The organism is Nocardia flavorosea (assembly GCF_015477805.1).
Lineage (GTDB): Bacteria > Actinomycetota > Actinomycetes > Mycobacteriales > Mycobacteriaceae > Nocardia > Nocardia flavorosea_A.
Genome location: NZ_JADLQL010000001.1, coordinates 77,484 through 97,514, shown reverse-complemented (window position 1 = coordinate 97,514; position 20,031 = coordinate 77,484). Strand labels below are relative to the sequence as shown.

Below are 20,031 nucleotides of genomic sequence, written 5' to 3'. Positions count from 1 at the left end.
GTCAGATCATCACGCGCAGCGGGCCCTCGGGGACCTCGACACCGAGCGAGGCCATGGCGGCCGCGTGATAGGTGGTGCTGGTGACGTGGATGGCGTGGTGCAGACCGGCGTGCGCATCCCGCCAGAATCGCTGGAGCGCGTTGTCCATGCGCAGCGCGTTACCGCCCGCCCGGTCGAAGATCTCGTCGGCCGCCCGGACCGCCCGCCAGGCGGCGCGGGCCTGATCGCGGCGAACCGCGGCGCGGGTGGCGAAATCGATTTCCTCGCCGCGGTCGACCTTGTCGAAGATGCGGTCGACATTGGCCAGCAGCTGTTGCCGGGCCGCGTCGATCTCCGAGGCCGCCTCGCCGAGCGCGTGCAGGACGTACGGGTCGTCCTTGACGAGCGTGCCGGTCGCACCGACCCGGTTGCGCTGATAGTCGACGCCCGCCGCGAGCACGCCTTCGCAGATGCCGATGGTCGCGGAGGTGATTCCCAGCGGGAACATGGTGGACCACGGCATTTTGTAGAGCGTTTCCGTGACGCCGTACTCTTTCGCCGCCGTACCGTCGATCACCTTCCCCCCGTCCATCACCCGATAGTTCGGAATGAAGGCGTTCTTGACGATGATGTCCTTGCTTCCGGTGCCGCGCAGGCCGACCACATCCCAGGAATCCGCGACGATCTCATAGTCGGACCGGGGCAAAATCACGTGCAAGCTCTGCGGCGGCATCAAGGGTTTCCCGTCGGCGTCCCCCACCATGGCGCCGAGGAAAATCCAGTCACAATGATCGGTGCCGGAGGAGAATTGCCAACGGCCGTTCATCACATAGCCGTCGCCTGTCGGTACGGCCACACCGCCGGGCATATACGGCGAAGCCTGCCAGGTATCGGTGTCTTCGCCGAGAATTTCTTCCTGCACCTTGGGGTCGGCGAAGGCGAGCTGCCAAGGGTGCACACCCACGATGCCGCCGACCCAGCCGGCGGAACCATAGATACTGGCGGTTTTCATCACTGTTTCGGCGAACTCGCGCGGGTGCGCTTCGTAGCCGTTGTACTTCTTGCGCTGCAGCAGCCGGATGATCCCGGCGTCCTTCAGGCCCTTGGCCATATCGTCGGGCAGGCGGCCGAGGGAGTCGCCCTCTTCGGCGCCGGCGCGGATCTCGTCGGCGATGGCGACGATTTTGTCGAGTACTTCGTAGGACATGGGTGCTCCTGGTCCGGGTATCTGGATGGTGGGGTGAGCGTGGTCAGGAGGACGCGGCGGCGCCCTGCCGCTGCGCCGGAATGGCACTGCGGCCGGCGGCCAGGTTCGCGTCCACTTCGGCCTGCCAGTTCTGCAGGGCGCGTTCGGTATCGATCTCGAACTCGAACCGGTTGACCATTTCCGGCTTGATGTCTTCGACGTCGACGTAGAACTGTTCGTACCAGCGGCGCAGCTGATACACCGGGCCGTCTTCTTCGCACAGCAGCGGATTGTCGATCCGTGATTTGTTCTTCCAGATCTCCACGTCCTGTTCGAAGCCGATCGCGACCCCTTTCGCCACGGCGGCGGCGATCTGTTCGGCCGCGGCGTCGTCCATCCCGGTCGGCTTTTCCACGATCACGCCGTATTGCAGCCGGAACGAGGTCGGGGTGATCGGGTAGTGGCAGTTGATCAGGTAGATATTCGGTTCACCGGCCCCGGCCCGGCCGCCGCTCCAGAGCTTGTCCACCATGTACGACGGACCGTAATACGTGGCATCCGACTGGCTTTCGGTGCTGTAGTTCGTACTGGTGCTGACTCCGGCCGCGTCGGCGCGCGGCAGCGACCGCATGATCTGGGTTGCGGTATGGCCTTCGAAGATGTTCCGGAAATAGGTCGGCATCCCGTAGTGCACATAGAAGAAATGCGCCATATCGACGACATTGTCGACGATTTCGCGACAGTGCGATCCTTCGACGACGATCGAATTCCACACCCAATCGGTCCACCCGGAATCTCCGTAGGTGGGGATAGCCGGTATCTCCAGTTCGGCGGGCGGTTTGCCGCCCTGCGGATCGTGCCAGACGAACAGCTGCCCGCTGATCTCCATGGTCGGCCACGCCTTGGTGCGGGCCAGCGGCGGGACTCGACGCGCATACGGGATGGATGCGCATTTTCCGTCCCCCCGCCACCGCCAGTCGTGGAACGGGCAGGCGATATCGTTGCCCTTCACGGTGCCGTGGGCCAGGTTCCCGCCCATATGTGGGCAGAATGCGTTGAGGACGTTCACCTTCCCGTCCTCGCCGCGAAAAACGACGAGTTCGGTGCCGAAAGCGGCCACCTGGTGCGGCCGACCGTCGGCGAAATCACGGGTCAGACCGAGGCAGTGCCAGCCCCGCGCGTACCGCGCGGGCGGTGCGCCGGTGTCGATGACACGGACTTCGTTGCCCGTCTCGGTCGTGGGACTCACGGTACCTCCTGGTCAGATGATTGCGACCGCGGAACTCGTCGCAGTGGGTCCACCTTCCCAGCCCGAAACGCAGTGTGACGCGAATCTCCTGCTGAGTGGGAGGCTTTCCGAGACGCCGGAGGCGGGCCGGCGGTAATGGAGCAAACCGACGGAGCCCGGCTCCGTTCCACGGCCGCCCGGATCGCCGTTCGCGGTAGCCCGGTGTGCGATCGCGAGCCGGCCCGGCGCGCGGGCGGTTGGTCCCCGAACCCGGCGGCGCGTCCGGGCGACGGCCGGGGCGGCACCGGGTTCGGGGCAAAATCGGCTCGGCGTCTCGCTGATCGGGAGAATGGGCTCGGCAACGGAGACGATCGATGCGATCGTCGGCGAAGACGCTCGTCACGGCGCGTGGTTCTGCACCCGCATACCGGTGTACCGTGACGTAGGTCACAGAGCTGTGATGCGTGCTGGGAGGTCGAATGAGAACATCACGTGCCGCCGGGATGCCGGTCTCGGTGGTCGAGCGGGTCTCCCTCGTTCTGGAGACCTTCAACGGGTCCGGCCCCCTCACTCTCGCCCAGGTCACCGCGCGCACCGGTTTACCGCGCTCTTCGGCGCATCGACTGCTGGAGCAGCTCACCAATACGGGCTGGCTCGCCCGCTCGCCCGAACAGACCTACGAACTCGGGGTCAAGGCCTACGAGATGGGCCAGGCGGCGCTCAACCAAAATCGCCTGCTGCAGGGCGCCCGGCCGATTATGCAGGCGTTCGCGCACCGCACCGGCCGGACCATCCAGCTCGCCGTGGTCAGCCGCGGCGACACCGTCTATCTGGCCAAGGTCAACGGCCGCGCTTCGGGGCCCACCCCGACCGCCGTCGGCCAGCGGGTACCCGCCCATCTCACCGCGGTGGGCAAGGCACAGCTTGCGGTCGCCGACCAGTCCGGCCGCGGGCCGGTAATCGGCGAACTCCGGCGTACCGGCGAGGGCGCACTGGTCCGGCGCACCCCGCAGAGCATCGCGAACGAGACCCAGCTCGCGGACGATCTGGCCGCTGTACGCGACCGTGGCGCAGCGTTCGATCGAGGCGAAGCATTCACCGGTCTCGGCTGTGTCGGCGTCTCCCTCGGACCACCGGACCATATCTACGGAAACCTGGCCGGGATCTCCGTATGCGGACCGGTGACCTCGCTCGACTACCGCACACTGGTGGGCCGGGTACGGGTTGTGGCGCGCGAGATCTGGGATCGGTGCGTCGCGACGGACCTCGCGACCCATTAGGACGCCCCGGCCGGGATTCCCGAGCGAGAGCCGATCGAACGGTCGGCGGCGAGAACCGAGCAGTCAGGAAAGCGCAGCGGCCGCGACCCCTTAGGGGCCGCGGCCGCTGTTCGTACAGGTCAGGACGTCGCGACGGTCTCCGTTCCGCCGAGCCGCGCCGTCATATCGGCCACGGCGCGGTAGGCCATCACCATGCCGGAGCCCAGCGGAACACCCGGCCCGGGGTAGACCTCGCCCGAGATCGAGGCGGAGGAGTTGCCCGCGGCATAGAGACCGGGGATCGCCGACCCGTCCGGTCGCTGCACCGCACCGTCGCTGTCGATCACCGCGCCGCCCTTGGTGCCGAGGTCACCGAGCACCAGCCGGACCGCGTGGAACCGGGGGCCGGCGAGCGGTCGCAGGCACTGCGCCGGCGCGGTCGCACCGACGAAGAAGCGCCCGAACGGATCCTCGCCGCGGTGGAAATCCTCATCCACTCCGCGCTCGGCCAGTTCGTTGAACCGGTCGACCGTCGCCGCCAGTGCGGCCGGATCGATACCGAGTGACCGGGCAAGGTCGGAGACGGAGTCGGCGGTGTGCCACAGGCCGGCCTCGGTCATCTCGTCGCGGCGGGGTTCGGGGACACAGATCGCCGGCAGGCGATCACCGGCGCTGTTGTCGAAAATGAACCAGAATTCGTCGCCACCGGCTTCCCGCTGCGCGCGCATAGCGCGCCCCATCTGGTCGTAGGGCAGCATCTCGTTGGCGAACCGGCGGCCGTGCCCGTCGACGACGATTCCGGATCGGAGCCCGAGCGTGAACGCGGCATGTCCATTGGGGAACAGGGTCGCGGGGCACCACCACGACTGGTCGAGCAGATCCAGCGCGGCACCCACCGTGTCCAGCATCGCGACCGCATCCCCGGACCCGGTCGCGGGATGCGACGAGGACCAGTCGGCAGTCGGCATATCCTGCCAGCGTTTGCGCAGCTGGGCCGAACGCTCGAACCCGCCCGCGGCCAGGAGCACCCCGCCACGCGCCCGGATCCGCGTTTCGCTGCCGTCGGCGCCGGTCACCACCACTCCGGTGACCCGCCCCGATTCGTCCTGTACGAGCCGGTCGGCCCGGGTGGACAGCAACAGGTCCGCGCGGCCGGTGGCGTCCAGGGCGAGCACCATGCGCGCGATCCAGGCCTGACCGCCGTCGAGCATGGACCGGTCGATATCGATGCCGAACTGGTCGGCGGCCACCGTCGGGCGCACATCGTCCAACCGGTCGCCGAGATCCGCGGCGGCGATCGATTCCGCGAAGATGCTGCGGCCGTTGTCGCTGCGCCCGGGGGCGTCGAAGTAATCGGGGAACGGCCGGTGTTCGATCGGGATTCCCACGGTGTTCTCGAGGAAGTCGGCGACGACCGGGCCGGTTTCGAGGTAGGCCCGCTGCACCTCCGGCCGCGTGCGGTCGCCGACCACGGCACCGAAGTAGGTCAGCCCCTTCTCGACGGAGTCGTCCACGCCCTGCCGGGCCAGGACATGGTTTCCGGGCAGCCACACACTGCCGCCCGAATACGCCGAGGTCCCGCCGAAGCGGTCGGTTTTCTCGATCACGCAGGTCGACAGACCGCGGTGGGCGGCGGCCAGCGCTCCGGCGAGGGCGGCCCCGCCGGAGCCCACAACTACTACGTCATAGGTCTTGCCCCAAGTCATCGTCGACTGCACTCCCTGTTGCTGTTCCGGGTGAGATGCCGCGACGTTAGACGAGCCGACCGGCGGCGAACCGGCCCGCTCCCGCTCAGTGGTCATCCGTGCCCGGCCGCCCCACCAGTTCGATGCGGTACCCGTCGGGGTCGCGCAGGATCGCGATGGTCATTCCACCGAACTCGGGTAGCACGGTCGCCGGGGTCTCCTCGGTGCCGCCGTACCGGCAGGCACGGGCCAGGAGCCCGGGCACGTCCGGTGTGTTGAGCACCAGTTTGACGAACATATTGCCCGGCTGCGGCGGCTCCGGCTCGGCACGCGGCGCGATGAGTTCGATTCCGGCCGGGCCGGCGCGCAGGATCACCGCGTCGAATCCCGCCGTCGCGAATTCGCGCTCCACCTCGAATCCGCACCCCGCGGTGTAGAACTCGGTCGATTTCGCGAGGTCGGTGACCCGGATCGCGGTCAGTGACAGAACCGTTGCGGGCGGTGCCGGTTCGCTGGTCATCGGGTCTGCGACCCGCCGTTGAAATCGAGGGTCTGGCCGGTCATTCCCCCGGATTCGTTCGAGGCCAGGTACGCGCAGAAGGCGCCGACTTCGAGCGGATCGCCGAGTCGGCCGATCGGGATGCTCGCGATGATCTTGTCGATCATCTCCGGCGTCATCTTCTCCGCCAGATTGGCCTGTTGACCCAGCGCGACGATATTCGCCGTCACCCCGTACTGCCCCGTCTCCGCCGCCAGATGCCGGATGAAGCCCTCGATACCGCTCTTGCCGGTGGCATACATCGAGTAGTTGATGTTCTGCCCCGTCCGCGCCGAGCCCGACGAGATCTGCACGATCCGGCCCCAGCCGGCGTCGCACATCCCATCGAGCACGGCTTTGATGCAGTTCATCGCCCCGTAGATGTTGAGATCGATCGACGGCGGCCACTGATCGGGAGTGAGCTCGCGGAACGGCTTGATGACTCGCTCCTGCGCGACCCCGGCATTGTTCACCAGGATGTTCACGTGCCCGCCCAGTTCCGCTTCGGCCGCACGGACAGCGGCGACGGTCGCCTCGTAATCGGTGACGTCGAATGCCTTCGCAATCGCCTTGTTGCCCTCGGCGACGATTTTCGCGGCCACCCGCTCGGCGCGGTCGCCGACGAGATCGTTGACGATCACCGCGGCGCCCTGGCGGGCGAGGACGGTCGCGATCCCTTCGCCCACACTCTGACCTGCTCCGGACACCAGGGCGATCCGCCCGTTCAGCTCGAACACGAGCGCTCCTCTCTGTCCGCCGCCCGGTGAGTCCGGGCGGCGCGCTGCGCTGCTGACACTTTCCGGGTGCAGACCGAGAATTGTCAATCAATATTGGATTTTATATTGGATCCAATCCTGCTACGGTTTTGTTCATGACGCCAGACGATTCGGTCGGCGCGCCCCCGCAAGGCTCGGTTCGGACCGAGTTCACCGGCGGCGTAGCCCAGCTGACCCTCGACAATCCGCGCCGCAAGAACGCGATCACCCTCGAGATGGCCGCGCTCATCGGCAAATTCTGCGACCGAGTGGAAAACGATCCCGCCATCGGCGCGGTCGTCGTCCGCTCCGCCGGGGCGTACTTCTGCAGTGGCGCCGATACCCGCGATCTCGCAGCCTCCTCCGCCGACCCGGCCTCCCCCGAAGCAGTACGCCGCACCTCGGCGGTCTACGGCGCCTTCGTGCGCGTCGGCTCCCTACCCGTGCCCACGATCGCCCGAGTCGTCGGTGGCGCCGTCGGGGCGGGACTGAACCTGGCGCTGGCCGCCGACATCATGGTGGTGACTCCGGATTCGGTGCTGGACAGCGGATTTCTGGCGCGCAACATCCACCCGGGTGGCGGTCATCTCGCGCTACTCGGCCGCGCGGTCGGCTGGTCGCGGACCGTGGCACTCGCCGCGTGCGGACGCGCGCTGACCGGTACCGAGGCGGCCGCCTGCGGGCTCGCCTATGCCGCCGTCCCCGAAGCCGAACTCGATCCGCTCATCGCCGAGCTCACCGCGGCGCCCGCGGCCGATCCCGAACTGAGCCGGCGGATCATGACCAGCGCCCGGCTCGAACTCGGGCCACCGGCGGTCAGCTGGTCGTCGGCGCTCGAGATCGAGCGCGGCGTGCAGATGTGGTCGATGTCGCGCAAGGGGCAGGCATCCTGGTCGTCGCGGGGTCCGGGGCGATGACGGCCGCCACCGAAGCCGGTTCGCCGGTGGCCGAGAGCGCGGAACTGCACACGCTGCGCACGGAGGTGCGCGCCTTCCTCGCCGAACAGCTCGCCGCCGGAGCTTTCGTGCCGGCCGTGGACAATTGGATGAGCGGCTTCGAACCGGAGTTCAGTGCCCGGCTCGGGCAACGGGGCTGGCTGGGGATGACGCTCCCGACGGCCTACGGTGGCCACGGAAGGTCTCCGCTCGAGCGTTTCGTGGTGACCGAGGAACTGCTCGCGCACGGCGCGCCCGTCGCCGCGCACTGGATCGCCGACCGCCAGATGGCGCCAGGCATCCTCGCCAACGGCACCGAGGAACAGAAACAACGCTATCTACCCGGAATCGCAGCGGGGACGCTGTTCTTCGCGATCGGGATGAGCGAACCCGACGCCGGATCCGATCTCGCGGCCGTCCGCACCCGGGCCACTGCCCACGACGACGGCTCCTGGACGGTCAGCGGTACCAAGGTGTGGACCACCGGCGCGCATATGGCGCATGCCATGGTGCTACTCGCTCGCAGCGACGGTGAAGCCGGCGATCGGCAGGCCGGGCTGTCGCAGTTCCTGGTCGATCTGTCCCACCCCGATATCGAGGTGCGGCCGCTGCGCAGTATCGACGGCGAGGCGCATTTCAACGAAGTGATCTTCCACGACGCGCGCGTCGGCCCGGAGGCCCTGCTGGGCCGGCGCGGCGAAGGCTGGGCGCAGGTGATGAGCGAACTCGCGTTCGAACGCTCCGGTCCCGAACGCTATCTGTCGACGATGCCGTTGTTGCGGGCCTGGGCCGACGAGCTGCGCCGTTCCGGGGCGACCGAGGAACAGCGGGTAACGCTGGGGACACTCACGGCGCAGGCCTGGGCGCTGCGCCGGATGTCGCTGTCGGTGGCCGCGGAACTGGCCGCGGGACGCCGTCCCGATGTGCGGGCGGCGATGGTGAAAGACCTCGGCTCGGCGTTCGAAGGCGATCTCGTGGAGGCGGTGCGAGCCGCCTGCGATACCGACCCCCGGCGCACCGGCGGCGATCCGTTCGCGCGCCTGCTGGCCAACAGCATGCTGCATACTCCGGCATTCACACTACGTGGCGGGACGAACGAGATCCTTCGCGGAATCGTCGCTCGCGGAATGGGATTGCGATGACGGGTCCGAATTCCGAACTACGCGCGGCGACCCAGGCGATGATCGGCAAGGCCGGCGTCGATACCACCACCCCGGCCGCCGGTATCGACGATGCGGTCTGGACGGCACTCACCGAGGCCGGTTTCACCGGAATCGGTATATCCGAGGACCACGACGGCAGCGGCGGCACGCTCGCCGACGCGCTCACCGTCGTCTCGGCGGCGGTCACCGGCGGTGCGCTCACCATGCTCGTCGAGCACACCGTGCTCGCCGGCTGGCTGGCGGCACGGTGCGGTATCTCGCTGGGCTCGCATACCGCGACGATCGCCCACGCGGAGCGCGATACCACAGTCCGTGAAACCGCAGCCGGCGTCCTGGTCCTGGACGGCTCGGCACGGGCGGTGGTGCACGGACCCGACGCCGATCGGCTGGTACTACTGCTCGAGCCGGCCGATGCGGCCCACGGCCCGGCGGTCGCGATCGTCTCCCCCACCGGCGCCGGTGTCACCGCCGTCCCCGGCACCGATCTGCTCGGCGCCGCCGTGGCCGATTACGACTTCGCCGCGGCCGCGGTCGACACGTATGCCGCATCCCCGGCCGGCGGCACCGAACTCGAGGAGCGCGGTGCTCTCGCCTACGCCGTCGCGCTGGCCGCGGCGGCACGCGCGGTCTGCGATCGGACTGTGGAATATGCCGGGCAGCGTACTCAGTTCGGCCGCCCGCTGAGCAAATTCCAGGCCGTTCAGCAGCGGCTGGCCGGTCTGGCCGCGGTCACCGCGCTCATGGAAACGGCCACCGAAACCGCCGTGGCCGAGGATGCCGGTACGAACCCGGACCGTGCCCGGGCCGCGATCGCCGCCGCCAAGGTGGTGACCTCCTCTGCGGCCCGGGATATCGCCGCCGCAGGCCACCAACTGCACGGCGCCATCGGCTTCACCGCCGAACATCCACTCGGCCGATCGACCACGGCGCTGCTGGCCTGGCGCGAGCGGTACGGGTCGGAACGCTATTGGGCCGGTGTCCTCGCCGGCCGGATCCTCGAAGGCGGCGCGGACGTCTGGGATCTGGTCACCGGCGCCGGCGACGAGAACTCCGGCGCGGCAGAAGGGAACAATCGATGACCGTCACCACACAGGCCGAGCACCATTCCGCCACGCCCCCCATCGACGGCCGCGCTGCCTGGCGGGCCGCGGACACCGCCGTCGGCAACGGTGTGCTCACCGGGGTGCGGGTGCTCGACCTGAGCCGGGTACTCGCCGGGCCCTACACCGCCCAGATCCTGGCCGACCACGGCGCCGAGGTCATCAAGGTGGAGGCGCCCACCGGTGACGAGACTCGCGGCTGGGGCCCGCCCTTCCTGGAATCCGGTGCCAGCAGCGCCTATTACGCGAGCCTCAACCACAGCAAGGACAACATCAGCCTGGACCTGCGCACCGAGGCGGGGCGGGAGATCCTTGCCGACCTGCTCGCCGGCGCCGATATCGTGATCGAAAACTTCAAGGCGGGCACCATGGCACGCTGGGGTTTCGATTACGAGTCCGTGCTCAGCGAACGCCATCCGGCGATGATCTACTGCCGGATCACGGGTTTCGGCGTGGACGGGCCGATGGGCGGGCTGCCCGGTTACGACGCCGTTCTCCAGTCGTTCGGCGGGCTGATGAGCGTCAACGGCTATCCCGACGGCAACCCGCTGCGGGTGGGGATTCCCATCGTCGATATCGTCGCCGCCAATATGGCGGTGAGCGGCATCCTGCTGGCGATGCTGGAACGCGGCCGCAGTGGGCAGGGTCAGCTGATCGATATCACGCTGCTGGACTCCGTCATCTCCATCCTGCACCCGCATGCTGCCAATTGGATGGCAGGCGGCAAGGTACCGCAGCGGACGGGGGATTTTCATCCGACGGTGGCGCCGTACCAAGTGTTCCGGGCCGCGGACGGCGATTTCTTCGTCAGCGCGGCCAACGACCGGCAATTCCGTTCACTCACCGAGGCTCTCGGCCTACCCGGACTTGCCGACGATCCGCGCTTCGCCGCCAACAGCGATCGTTACGCCCACCGGGACGAACTCGTGGCCCTGCTGGGCGAACGTATCGCGCAGTGGTCCCGCGAGGATCTGGGCCGGCGGCTCGAGCAGGCCGGCGTCCCGGCGAGCCCGGTGCACACGGTCGACGAAGCACTGCTATCCGATCAGGTCCGGCATCGGGGCCTGTTCATCGATGCCGACGACTATCGCGGGATCGGTGTCCCGATCGCGCTGGGCCGGTCGGGGCACCGCCGGCCGCGGCCCGCCGTACCGCGCGGGTCCGATACCACCGCGGTCCTCGCCGCGATGGGGTACGACGCCGATCGCATCGAGGAACTGCGCGCGGCTGGTATCTTCGGGAACCCGTGAGCAATCCCAGCGCAGATTCCGCGCCCGGCGACCGCGGGCGCGACGGTGAACGGGCGGCGGCCCGCGTCGTCGAGGAGATCGAACGACTCATCGTCACCGGCGAACTACTGCCCGGGCAGCCGATCCGCCAGGTGCTGATGGCCGAACGCCTCGGCGTCAGCCGGCTGCCCATCCGGGAGGCCCTGCGCCAGCTCGCCGCCGCCGGTCTGGTCGACCACGAACACAATGTGGGATACACCGTCGCCCGGCTGCGGCAATCGGATTTCGACCAGATCTATCTGATGCGGGCCGCGCTCGAACGGGAGATCATCGCCACGCTGCCCCGGTTCACCGACGAGGTGCTGGCCGAGATCCGGCGGCTCGGCGATCTGGTGGTCGAGGCCGCCGATCGCGGTGATCTGCTGGAGATGCGGCTGCGCAACCACGCCTTCCACTTCGCCATTTTCGAACAGTCGCCGCTGAATCTGGTGGTCGGCGAGGTACGGCGGTTGTGGACGCTGGCGATGCCCTACCACGCCACCTATCTGTACGACCCCGCCGCCCGCGCCCGGGTCCTCGCCGAACACGACCAGATGATCGAGGCGCTCGCCGAACACGACAACGACCGCCTCGACGAACTGATGAACCTGCACCGCCAGGGCGGTGAAACCAGCGCCGGGACGATGCTGCGCGCCACCAGGCCGCCCGACCCCGCAGAATCCTAGGAGAACACCATGGCCACCCCCACCGAGAACACCTCTGCCGCGCAGGAGATCTGGGATCCGGATGTGGCCGTGATCGTCGAGCGGACGCGGGCGAGCCGCACCGGTCCGCTGCACGAACTCGGGGTCGAAGCGGCCCGCCGTGCGTTGGAGTCGATCGAACGTCCGGCCGGCCCGCAGATGCGGTCGGTCCGCGACGCCACCATCGCCGGCCCGCACGGCCCGGTCCCGGTGCGGATCTACCGGCCGGTCGCCGCCCCGCCGGAGAACGCACCGGCCCTGGTCTGGTTCCACGGCGGCGGCATGATCATGGGGTCGCTGCACTCGTTCGACCGCCTGGCCCGCGATATCGCCGACGCCACCGGCGCCGTCCTCTGCAATGTCGACTATCGCCTCGCCCCCGAACACCGCTACCCCGTCGCCAACGACGAGGCCTACGCCGCTCTGGTCTGGCTCACCGAAAACGCTGCCACCTGGGGCGTGGACCGCGCCCGGATCGGTGTCGGCGGCGACAGCGCCGGCGGCAGCCTCGCCACCGCCACCGCCCTGCGCAGCCGCGACGAGAACGGCCCGGCCATCGCCCAGCAGGTGCTGTTCTATCCCGGTATCGAACGCCGCACCGACCGCCCCTCCATGCGCGAGTTCGGCGATTCCCCGTTCCTCACCGCCGCCGACATCGACTGGATGAAGAACCTCTACCTCGGCGACGACCCTTCCACCGACGACGCTTACGGTGTCCCCGCCCTCGCCGACTCCCTCGCCGGCCTCCCCCCCGGCGATCCTCGCCGTCGGCCACGGCGACCCCCTCCGCGACGCCGTGGAAGCCTACGGCGACCGCCTCCGCGCGGCCGGCGTCCCCACCGCCCAACTCCGCTATCCCGGCGTCGGCCACGGGTTCGCCATGCAGGCGCCGTCGGTGACGCGGGCGCGAGCGGCGATATCGGAGGTCGGCGCGCTGGTGGCGGCACGATTCCTATCCGGGCCTCGGGGATGATTACCCCAAGGCCCAGATGGGCTCGTTGCCATCGTGCAGGTCAGGAACCGGCGGCGGCACGGCCGGCGCGGCGGCCGTAGAAGCTACCGTCCCCGAGGGACGCCCCGCTCACATAGCCACCGGCGCTGATTCCGGAGGTGCAGCGACCGGCGGCGAAAAGACCGGGGATCGGTTCGCCGGAGACGTGCACGACCCGGGAGTCGAGATCGGTGCGCAGGCCACCGAGGGTGAACCCTCCTGTGCGGTTGCGCAGATCGTAGGCCGCCAGCGGTGTGCCGATCGGTTTCACCCACTGGGTTTTCTTGCCCAACAGAGGATCCGCGCCGTCCTTCGCGTGCCGGTTGTAGACCTCGACGGTGGCCTGCAGGACCCCGGCCGGAAGCCCGATCTCCGTTTCCAATTCCTCGACCGATTCCGCGACCCAGGTGGGTGGCGCACTGCGCATCGCCGCACTGCTCGACACGCTCGTGTTCGCCTCCTCGAGGGCGGCTTCGTCGATGATCAGGAATGCTTCGTTGTGCTGGCGGATCAGGGTCGACTGCCCGATATGGCTGGGATAGGAATCCTCGGGGATGTAGCGCTGGCCGCGCCCGTTGACGAGAATTCCGCGAGCGATCATCTGCGGATCGGCGAAGATGGCGACCTCGATGGCATCCATATGCGCCAGCTGGGCGCCCAGGGCCTGCGCCACCAGGATGCCGATACCGTCGTGTTCCTCGATGGCGGCCGCGGGGCGGTTGATCAGCAGCGGGGTGTAGGCCTCGACCATCTGCTGGTTGTAGGCGAAGCTACCGGTCGCCAGCACCACGCCCCGGCGCGCGCGGACGAACACCGGTTTGCCGTAGCGTTTGGCCACCACACCGGCGACCCGGCCGGCGTCGTCGACGACCAGGCGTTGCAGCCGCACATCGTATTCGGCGCGCACACCCAGTGCCGCCGCGGTATCGGTGAGCGGTTTCATCAACATGAAACCGCCGCCTTTCTCACTGGTGTGTTTATCGGCCATCTGCGGCAGGTGACCGCGGGGTGCCGGAGTGGCGAGGGTGTTGTACGGTGCGGCGTTCTCTCCGCCGGAGAACATCAGGCCCTGGTCGGCCGGCGGCTCCCAGCCCGGTTCACCCCAGAATTCCTCTTTGAACGGCACCCCCTGTGCGACAAGCCATTCGAAATGTTCCACACTACCCTGGCAATAGTCGTGGATCTTGGCCTGGTCGGCGCCCGGGCCGAGCGCGGCCATGAGGAAACGCTCCATGTTCTCGGGCGTATCCTCGAAACCGAGTGTCTTCTGCAGCGGGGTGCCGCCGCCGAGATAGATGAACCCGCCCGAGAGCGCCGCCGCACCGCCCCAGCCCCCGGTCCGCTCGAGGACCAGTACATCGGCTCCGGCACGTGCGGCTTCGATCGCTGCACTCGCGCCCGCGACCCCGTAGCCCACCACCACGACATCGGCCTCGTAGTCCCATTCGGTGACCGCGGCGAGCCGCTCGGGGTGAACACTCACATCCGGCATCGACTTCTCCTGTTCATTGCGACCGGCGACCGGTTCGACGACCGAGTTCGTACGGAACGATGACCGCGGCAAATCCTGGATGCGGCGGGGTATCGGTCGTCCTGTCTGCTCGGGGGCGGACCCAGTGTCAGTGGTGGGGAGCCGCCCGATTCCGGGAAATCCCGCTCACCGGGAAGATGTTCTGCTGCTGTGCCGTCCAGCTCCGCCGGCAGTACCGGGCTCTGCATCGGAGGCCGGCAGGCCACCACCTGCCACCACCGACCCGCTCAGGCGGTGACGCGGGCCGCCGCTCCGGCGTCGACCGGCATCACGGTGCCGGAGATATGCGCGCTTGCCTCGTCGGCCAGATACAGCACGGCGCGGGTCACCTCGAACGGGTCGAGGAACGGTACCGGCTGCGCATGCAGGGTCGCGAAAACCGGTTCGGCATCGGCGAGGGTCGGAGATTCCAGGTCGGGCCGCATTTTCCGGTACAGGGCGTCGTTCTGCGCCATGGGGGTGGCGATATTGCCGGGCGCGACCACGTTCGCGGTCACACCGTGCGGGGCGAGCTCGAGCGCCACGCTTTTCGTCATACCGATCACACCCCACTTCGACGCGCAGTAGGCCGCTTGCCCGGGCGCCGCGCCGCGGCCGAGCATCGAACTGATGGTGATGATCCGACCGTAACCCCGCGCGACCATGCCGGGTGCGACAGCGGCGACGGTATGGAAGACCCCCGTGAGATTCGTGCCGACGACCTCCGCCCAGTGTCCGTCGAAAGCATCCTGAATCGGCGCGCCCGCCGACACTCCCGCATTGGCGACGGCAATGTCGATCCCGCCGAATTCCGATTCGGCGCGCGCCACCAGGGCCTGTACGGCCACCTGGTCTGCGGTGTCGGCCTGCTCGGCGAGGCAGCGCCGGCCCGTCGCTTCGACCAGGGCCTTGGTCTCGGCGAGGTCCTCCTTCCGTCCCATCGCGTAGCCGACCGCCGGCACATCCGCACACCGATCGCAGATCACCACATCGGCGCCACGCTCGGCGAAGGCGAGGGCATGCGCCCGGCCCTGACCGCGTGCGGCACCGGTGACCAGTACGACACGGCCCGTGAAATCGTTCATCATTTCCTCCTGTTGCGGCCCTGACCGGGCCGGAGTTGCCGGCTGCTACCGCCGCGGCGCCGTTTTCCGGGGAGTCGCGTTCGACCCGGCAGGGGAGGTCACACGTCTACCACGACATTTTTCGGTGGTGCGGTGCGAATTCCGGACAATGAGATCCCCTGTAAGGTCCGGGCATGACGGCAGCTGAGTTTCCCCGGCTGGGCGCGGTTTTGCCAGCTCTCGTTACCGAGATTGTCGCCCTTCTGGGAGTCGAGAACGGCCGCCTTGCCGGAACCGTCTTGGGACTGAGGTTCCATGGTCGGTGCACATTCGGGCCCGCTTGTACAGTCTTGTTGACCGCGCCGTCCGGGTCATCGGGCTCACGGGTCGTGCAGGTGGAGCGCGACGGTGAGCCTGTTGTGCAGCTGAGCCTCGACCCGACCGGAGAGGTTGTCACGGAGATCGAGCGGCTCGACGGCCACGACATCGATTCCGGCCTGCCACCTGTATGACCGGGCATGCCACCGTATGAGTGACGTCGTTCACTCAGTTGACGTCGAGCGGGGCCTCGGCCGGGTATTCGGCGGGCGCCATCGCGTAGGTGGCGGTGAGCAGCGCGATGAAATCCCGATCGGTCAGGGGGTCGGCCGGGAATTCGAATTCGATTCCGCGGCGTAGCAGATCCTCGCCGAGGATATCGAATACCTTGTCGGCAGTGAGGTCGTCGGTGTGGTCGAGATAGCGGTCGGCATCGCGCCGGTCGTCGAAGACGAGCGCGGTGTAATGGAACAGGGTCCGGACGTCGCCGTCGGTGTACCGGCCGATTTCGGTATCGCCGTTGCGCACCACCCACTCGCCGTTGTCGCCGTGCAGACGCGTATGCATTTCGAGTTCCGGCATATCGCGCCGGTCGCGCGGGCCGTTGGCTTCGCGCCGGTGGTACATCTTCGAATTGTCCGACAGCACTGCGGTATTCCAGAACGGAGCCGCCAGCCGCTGCGGTGCGCGGTCGGGACCGTCGGGCCAATAGGTGAATCCGCCGTCGAGGTCGGAATCGTAGAAGTAGGTGATCACCTGCGAGGTCTTGACCTCCCATGCGTCGAACAGCCCCGATTTCGCCATTACACTGAGCAGCCAGATCGGGGTGTCGACCGAACTCATCCCGCGCCAGTTACCGCTGTCGAAATGGCCGGCGTCGAAACTGCGCGACGGGACCGCCATATTGAACAGCATGTGATGGGCCATGCCGTAGCGGGCACCGTGCACGCTCTTGGCGTGTTCGAGCAGTGTCCGGCTCAGGTAGATATCGCGGATCTCGTCGTAGAAGGCCACACCCTCTTTGGCGAGGTAACCGCGGAACACCGGCGCGGCGAAATCCGAGAGTTTCGCATCCGCTTTGCGGTCTGCCCCGCCGGAAACGGCCAGATACTCCTCGGTCGAGGCGAAATGGTGTGCCAGTACCAGCGGCCACGGCCCGTGATCGGCGATCACGCCGAACAAGGCGGCGGTTTCGGCGCTGGAGTACAGATCGCCGACGACGCGGGGCGGGGCGACCGGGACGAGCGGATGCCTGCCGGAAGCCGAGAGAGTTGCAGTCATGATTTCCTTCTTCCTTCGATCCCGATGCCGCGCGGCCCACGCCGCATCCGGAGGCGAGCGGGCCCAGCACGCCCGGCCCGCGGCGATACGGATGCGGGACGCCAGGAAGGGCCGGGGGACGGCGGCCGGTGCTCCCTGCGCCTGCGTTCCGCACGGACCACAGCCGCGCTACGGGAACCGTTGCAGGTCTCTGCGCGGTCCGATGGTCCGGTTTCGACGTTAAGCCGCCGGACCCGCGGAAACCACGCACCCTCCCGCTGAGCAGGAAGTTCGACGGCAGAAGTCCGTGCCTGCACCGGAACTGCCGGTCACAGCCGTTCGAACAGTTCCAGTACATGCCCTTCCGGATCGGCGACGAACGCGACCCGGATGCCGATATCCGCCATCGTGGTGGGCTGTTGGGTCACGGTGGCGCCGGCCGCCGCGGCGCGCCGCACAACATCGTCGAGCCCCTGCACCTCGAAACCGATCACCGCCGAACCCGGAGCCGGGGCGGGCCGGTTCTTGTAGTGCAACAGCACCAGCGACTGTTCGGCCCCGTCCGGTGAGGTCATGATGATCTCGGCGAGCGCATCGGGCCGGTCGTCGAACTCGTAGCGCGTTCGCTCCACCCGGCCGAACACCGTGGAGTAGAAGTCGAATTGAGCCGGCAGGTCGTTCACCAGGATCTTGGTGAAGGCAAAACGAGGACCGGGCATGTGTTTTCCTTTCGTTCCGCGGGGCACGGGCACACCGCGACGATTCGGCCGCTTCCGGCTACCGGGAGCGACCGGACAAGGCCGGAGAGAGGCCCGGCCACGGGGTCGCTAGCCGGCGCCCCCGCCCAGGACCGCGTTTCGGTCCCCCAATTCGATATCGATGACGAAGGTGCGTTCGGCAATCCGCCAGCCCTGCGCCGACCGGGTCAACCGGTCCCGGTACACGCCGACGCATTCGTAGGTGATGTGCGAGTGCTCCCCGGTGCCGATATGCAGAACTCGCGCCTTGCAGATCGAAGTGGCGATATCGCCCTCGATATCGATGACGTGGTTGCCGAGCAGATGCTGGGAGGGACCGCACCGGTCCAGGAAGGACCGGATCATCGCCACGATATCGGCGCGGCCGCGGACCGCGGGAGCCGCGGACCCGCCGTAGCGGGCCACCGCATCCGGTGCGAATACCTCGTCGAGCAGGCCCCAGTCCCGCTCGTCGAGTGCGTAGGTGTATCGGTTCACCGTATCGGCCACGGCATCACGGTCGGGTTTACCCGGTTCGGAGTTGGTGGATTCGGACGAAGAAGTCACGATCGGATCGTAAGGCGACGATAATGCGATGCCGGGTTGCTGATCCCGATGAGCGGGAGGTACCCGTGGACCGGCGCGGTGAGCCCCCGCCGCCGATCGTCGTCGTACGCCGCCCCGGTCAGTGGGCCTCTGCGCCGGGAACCGGCGCGGACGCCGCTACCCGGAACGGGCCGGGTAGCGGCGTCGGAGCGGTCGTCGGTCAGGCGTAGGCCGCCGATGTCGCGCTGCCCTCCTCACCGGCAGCGATACTGCCGGCCTGTTTCGGCTCCGGTTGCGGCCGGCCGATGAACAGGCAGATGGCGGCCACGATCAGCGAGCACAGGATGAACCATCCCACCGCCGCGTTGAACGACGACAGTGTGGGCGCGGTGGTCCCGGGGACCGTCCATATCGAGAGCATGACCGATACGATGGCCACCCCGATCGCCGAGAACGCCTGCCGGGCGGTGCTCAGGATGCCCGTTGTCACGCTGGTGACGTTGTCGGGAACGGATTCGATCACGATCTTCGGGTAGCCGGTGAAGGCGAACGCCGTGGCGACGGCCGCGACCGCGAAAACCCCCATCATCACCACCAGCGACTTATGCCCCAGCAAGATCATGAGGTTGGCGACGGCGAATAGCGCGGCCCCGATGAAGAAGGCCGTCCGGCCGCCCCACCGGCCGGCAACCGCCCCGGCCAGCGGTGACGTGATGAAACCGACCAGTGCGGCGATACCGGCCACAAAGCCGGTCACCGTCGCGGACTGGCCGAGCCCGATCGGTAGCGAGTCCGGCGCTTGCAGGATCATCGGGGTCACGATCTGCACGGCACCGACGGGGCCCAGGGCGAGCACCGACAGTCCGATCAAGTTGAGCGTCATCTGCTTGTTCGCCAGCACCCGGAAATCGACCAGGGGCTCGTCGCGTCCCAGTTCCCAGAAAGTCCATACCGCCAGGATGACGAGCCCGGCGACGATCAGGCCGATCACGGCGGGACTCGTCCACCCCCAGGCCGGGCCCTGCGTGATGCCGTACAGCAGGGCGATCAGGCCGGGTGTCATCAGGATTGCGCCCACATAGTCGAACCGCGGCAGTTCCGATCGGGTATGCGCACCCGGCAGCACGACCGCGGCCACAGCGGAGGCCACAACGGCCAGGACAGCGGCGAGAACGAAGATCATATGCCAGTCGGCGACGTCGAGCAGGACACCGGCGATCAGGGAGCCACCCGAACCGGCCAGCAGGGCCGCACCGCTGACGAACCCGATGGCGATCGGAACCTTCGGGGCGGGCAGGGCTTCCCGTGCCAGGCCGTAGCAGAGCGGCAGGATCGCACCCGAAACCCCCTGGACACCTCGTCCGATGATGATCGCCGCCATCGAATCGCCGAGAACGCTGATCACCGAGCCGAGCACCGAAACCAGCATGATGACGATGAGGACCTTTTTGCGGCCGTACATATCGCCGAGCCGGCCGCCGACCAGGGCTGTCGCCGCCGCGACGAGCATATAGGCGGTCACCGCCCAGCCGGTCGTGGAAGCCGGCGCGTCGAAGATTTCGCTGAACCGCGGTAGCGCAATGAAGATCGTGCCGGCTTCGAAGGCACTGACGCATTCGGCGAGGATGAGTGCCGTGATGATCAGCGCCGGGGATCTGAACCCCGGCGCATCTGCGGGTTTTCCGGTGGTGAGCCGGGATGAGGGATCGGACATGGAGCGTCCTCCTGAGACGAGAGCGGCCCGGGGTTCCGGTCACCGAATCCAGGACCAGGTTTCGCGGAGTACGGCATTTCGTGATGCCGGG

At 68.0% G+C, this 20,031-nt stretch carries 18 protein-coding genes and 1 pseudogene; 8 read left to right on the top strand and 11 right to left on the bottom strand.

What is annotated here, in order from left to right:
- Window position 1 precedes the first annotated feature (1 nt).
- Entirely contained in the window at window positions 2-1,186 is a 1,185-nt protein-coding gene (locus IU448_RS00470; RefSeq protein ID WP_195053505.1) for an acyl-CoA dehydrogenase family protein, read from the bottom strand.
- A 43-nt stretch (window positions 1,187-1,229) separates the two neighbouring features.
- On the bottom strand, window positions 1,230-2,414 hold the full coding sequence (locus IU448_RS00465) for a Rieske 2Fe-2S domain-containing protein (protein WP_195053504.1): 1,185 nt from the start codon (window positions 2,412-2,414) through the stop codon (window positions 1,230-1,232).
- Window positions 2,415-2,872: 458 nt separating this feature from the next.
- Between IU448_RS00465 and IU448_RS00460 the strand changes: the two genes are divergently transcribed.
- On the top strand, window positions 2,873-3,673 hold the full coding sequence (locus IU448_RS00460; RefSeq protein WP_195053503.1) for an IclR family transcriptional regulator: 801 nt from the start codon (window positions 2,873-2,875) through the stop codon (window positions 3,671-3,673).
- A 119-nt stretch (window positions 3,674-3,792) separates the two neighbouring features.
- Here the strand turns inward: IU448_RS00460 and IU448_RS00455 are convergent, their stop codons facing one another.
- The 3 genes from IU448_RS00455 to IU448_RS00445 all read right to left on the bottom strand — a co-directional run bounded on the left by IU448_RS00455 (window position 3,793) and on the right by IU448_RS00445 (window position 6,612).
- Window positions 3,793-5,358, bottom strand: a complete 1,566-nt coding sequence (locus IU448_RS00455; protein WP_195053502.1) for an FAD-dependent oxidoreductase — start codon at window positions 5,356-5,358, stop codon at window positions 3,793-3,795.
- An 85-nt stretch (window positions 5,359-5,443) separates the two neighbouring features.
- A complete protein-coding gene (locus IU448_RS00450; protein WP_195053501.1) occupies window positions 5,444-5,857 on the bottom strand; it encodes a VOC family protein in 414 nt (137 codons plus the stop codon).
- The gene (locus IU448_RS00445) at window positions 5,854-6,612 is read right to left on the bottom strand and encodes an SDR family NAD(P)-dependent oxidoreductase (protein WP_195053500.1); all 759 of its coding nucleotides are present in this window, start codon (window positions 6,610-6,612) and stop codon (window positions 5,854-5,856) included. The genes IU448_RS00450 and IU448_RS00445 overlap by 4 nt, the downstream gene beginning before the upstream one ends.
- A 134-nt stretch (window positions 6,613-6,746) precedes the next feature.
- On the opposite strand from IU448_RS00445, the gene IU448_RS00440 reads away from it, so the two are divergent.
- The 6 genes and pseudogenes from IU448_RS00440 to IU448_RS00415 all read left to right on the top strand — a co-directional run bounded on the left by IU448_RS00440 (window position 6,747) and on the right by IU448_RS00415 (window position 12,773).
- Window positions 6,747-7,547, top strand: coding sequence for an enoyl-CoA hydratase/isomerase family protein (locus tag IU448_RS00440; RefSeq protein ID WP_195053499.1), 801 nt, complete (start codon window positions 6,747-6,749; stop codon window positions 7,545-7,547).
- Window positions 7,544-8,707 carry an acyl-CoA dehydrogenase family protein gene (locus tag IU448_RS00435; protein ID WP_195054941.1) on the top strand — a complete coding sequence of 388 codons (1,164 nt, stop codon included), beginning with the start codon at window positions 7,544-7,546 and terminating at the stop codon, window positions 8,705-8,707. The genes IU448_RS00440 and IU448_RS00435 overlap by 4 nt, the downstream gene beginning before the upstream one ends.
- Complete coding sequence (locus IU448_RS00430) at window positions 8,704-9,807, top strand: acyl-CoA dehydrogenase family protein (protein ID WP_195053498.1); 1,104 nt, start codon at window positions 8,704-8,706, stop codon at window positions 9,805-9,807. The genes IU448_RS00435 and IU448_RS00430 overlap by 4 nt, the downstream gene beginning before the upstream one ends.
- A complete protein-coding gene (locus tag IU448_RS00425; protein WP_195053497.1) occupies window positions 9,804-11,078 on the top strand; it encodes a CaiB/BaiF CoA transferase family protein in 1,275 nt (424 codons plus the stop codon). The genes IU448_RS00430 and IU448_RS00425 overlap by 4 nt, the downstream gene beginning before the upstream one ends.
- On the top strand, window positions 11,075-11,782 hold the full coding sequence (locus IU448_RS00420) for a GntR family transcriptional regulator (RefSeq protein ID WP_195053496.1): 708 nt from the start codon (window positions 11,075-11,077) through the stop codon (window positions 11,780-11,782). The genes IU448_RS00425 and IU448_RS00420 overlap by 4 nt, the downstream gene beginning before the upstream one ends.
- A gap of 9 nt (window positions 11,783-11,791) precedes the next feature.
- Window positions 11,792-12,773: pseudogene (locus IU448_RS00415) on the top strand (alpha/beta hydrolase).
- 40 nt (window positions 12,774-12,813) lie between these two features.
- On the opposite strand, the gene IU448_RS00410 reads toward IU448_RS00415, so the two are convergent.
- Together IU448_RS00410 and IU448_RS00405 are read right to left on the bottom strand one after the other, a co-directional pair.
- Complete coding sequence (locus IU448_RS00410; protein ID WP_195053495.1) at window positions 12,814-14,283, bottom strand: FAD-dependent oxidoreductase; 1,470 nt, start codon at window positions 14,281-14,283, stop codon at window positions 12,814-12,816.
- Between the two features lie 266 nt (window positions 14,284-14,549).
- Window positions 14,550-15,386: a mycofactocin-coupled SDR family oxidoreductase gene (locus tag IU448_RS00405; protein WP_195054940.1), complete on the bottom strand. Its 837-nt coding sequence runs from the start codon at window positions 15,384-15,386 to the stop codon at window positions 14,550-14,552.
- 173 nt (window positions 15,387-15,559) lie between these two features.
- Here IU448_RS00405 and IU448_RS00400 point away from each other — a divergent pair, with 173 nt between their 5' ends.
- On the top strand, window positions 15,560-15,877 hold the full coding sequence (locus tag IU448_RS00400; RefSeq protein ID WP_195053494.1) for a hypothetical protein: 318 nt from the start codon (window positions 15,560-15,562) through the stop codon (window positions 15,875-15,877).
- Window positions 15,878-15,911: 34 nt separating this feature from the next.
- Here the strand turns inward: IU448_RS00400 and IU448_RS00395 are convergent, their stop codons facing one another.
- From IU448_RS00395 to IU448_RS00380, 4 genes are all read right to left on the bottom strand, one after another.
- Window positions 15,912-16,964: a hypothetical protein gene (locus tag IU448_RS00395; protein ID WP_195053493.1), complete on the bottom strand. Its 1,053-nt coding sequence runs from the start codon at window positions 16,962-16,964 to the stop codon at window positions 15,912-15,914.
- Window positions 16,965-17,272: 308 nt separating this feature from the next.
- Complete coding sequence (locus IU448_RS00390; RefSeq protein WP_195053492.1) at window positions 17,273-17,662, bottom strand: VOC family protein; 390 nt, start codon at window positions 17,660-17,662, stop codon at window positions 17,273-17,275.
- A 108-nt stretch (window positions 17,663-17,770) separates the two neighbouring features.
- Complete coding sequence (locus IU448_RS00385; RefSeq protein WP_195053491.1) at window positions 17,771-18,247, bottom strand: nuclear transport factor 2 family protein; 477 nt, start codon at window positions 18,245-18,247, stop codon at window positions 17,771-17,773.
- Window positions 18,248-18,446: 199 nt separating this feature from the next.
- Complete coding sequence (locus tag IU448_RS00380) at window positions 18,447-19,940, bottom strand: MFS transporter (RefSeq protein ID WP_228811971.1); 1,494 nt, start codon at window positions 19,938-19,940, stop codon at window positions 18,447-18,449.
- Window positions 19,941-20,031: the final 91 nt, after the last annotated feature.

Bases quoted from the DNA above. Each gene is read 5' to 3' on its own strand.
- IU448_RS00470 (WP_195053505.1), bottom strand. From the start codon at position 1,186: ATGTCCTACGAAGTACTCGACAAAATCGTCGCCATCGCCGACGAGATC.
- IU448_RS00460 (WP_195053503.1), top strand. From the start codon at position 2,873: ATGAGAACATCACGTGCCGCCGGGATGCCGGTCTCGGTGGTCGAGCGG.
- IU448_RS00455 (WP_195053502.1), bottom strand. From the start codon at position 5,358: ATGACTTGGGGCAAGACCTATGACGTAGTAGTTGTGGGCTCCGGCGGG.
- IU448_RS00450 (WP_195053501.1), bottom strand. From the start codon at position 5,857: ATGACCAGCGAACCGGCACCGCCCGCAACGGTTCTGTCACTGACCGCG.
- IU448_RS00440 (WP_195053499.1), top strand. From the start codon at position 6,747: ATGACGCCAGACGATTCGGTCGGCGCGCCCCCGCAAGGCTCGGTTCGG.
- IU448_RS00435 (WP_195054941.1), top strand. From the start codon at position 7,544: ATGACGGCCGCCACCGAAGCCGGTTCGCCGGTGGCCGAGAGCGCGGAA.
- IU448_RS00430 (WP_195053498.1), top strand. From the start codon at position 8,704: ATGACGGGTCCGAATTCCGAACTACGCGCGGCGACCCAGGCGATGATC.
- IU448_RS00425 (WP_195053497.1), top strand. From the start codon at position 9,804: ATGACCGTCACCACACAGGCCGAGCACCATTCCGCCACGCCCCCCATC.
- IU448_RS00410 (WP_195053495.1), bottom strand. From the start codon at position 14,283: ATGCCGGATGTGAGTGTTCACCCCGAGCGGCTCGCCGCGGTCACCGAA.
- IU448_RS00405 (WP_195054940.1), bottom strand. From the start codon at position 15,386: ATGAACGATTTCACGGGCCGTGTCGTACTGGTCACCGGTGCCGCACGC.
- IU448_RS00400 (WP_195053494.1), top strand. From the start codon at position 15,560: ATGACGGCAGCTGAGTTTCCCCGGCTGGGCGCGGTTTTGCCAGCTCTC.
- IU448_RS00395 (WP_195053493.1), bottom strand. From the start codon at position 16,964: ATGACTGCAACTCTCTCGGCTTCCGGCAGGCATCCGCTCGTCCCGGTC.
- IU448_RS00390 (WP_195053492.1), bottom strand. From the start codon at position 17,662: ATGCCCGGTCCTCGTTTTGCCTTCACCAAGATCCTGGTGAACGACCTG.
- IU448_RS00380 (WP_228811971.1), bottom strand. From the start codon at position 19,940: ATGTCCGATCCCTCATCCCGGCTCACCACCGGAAAACCCGCAGATGCG.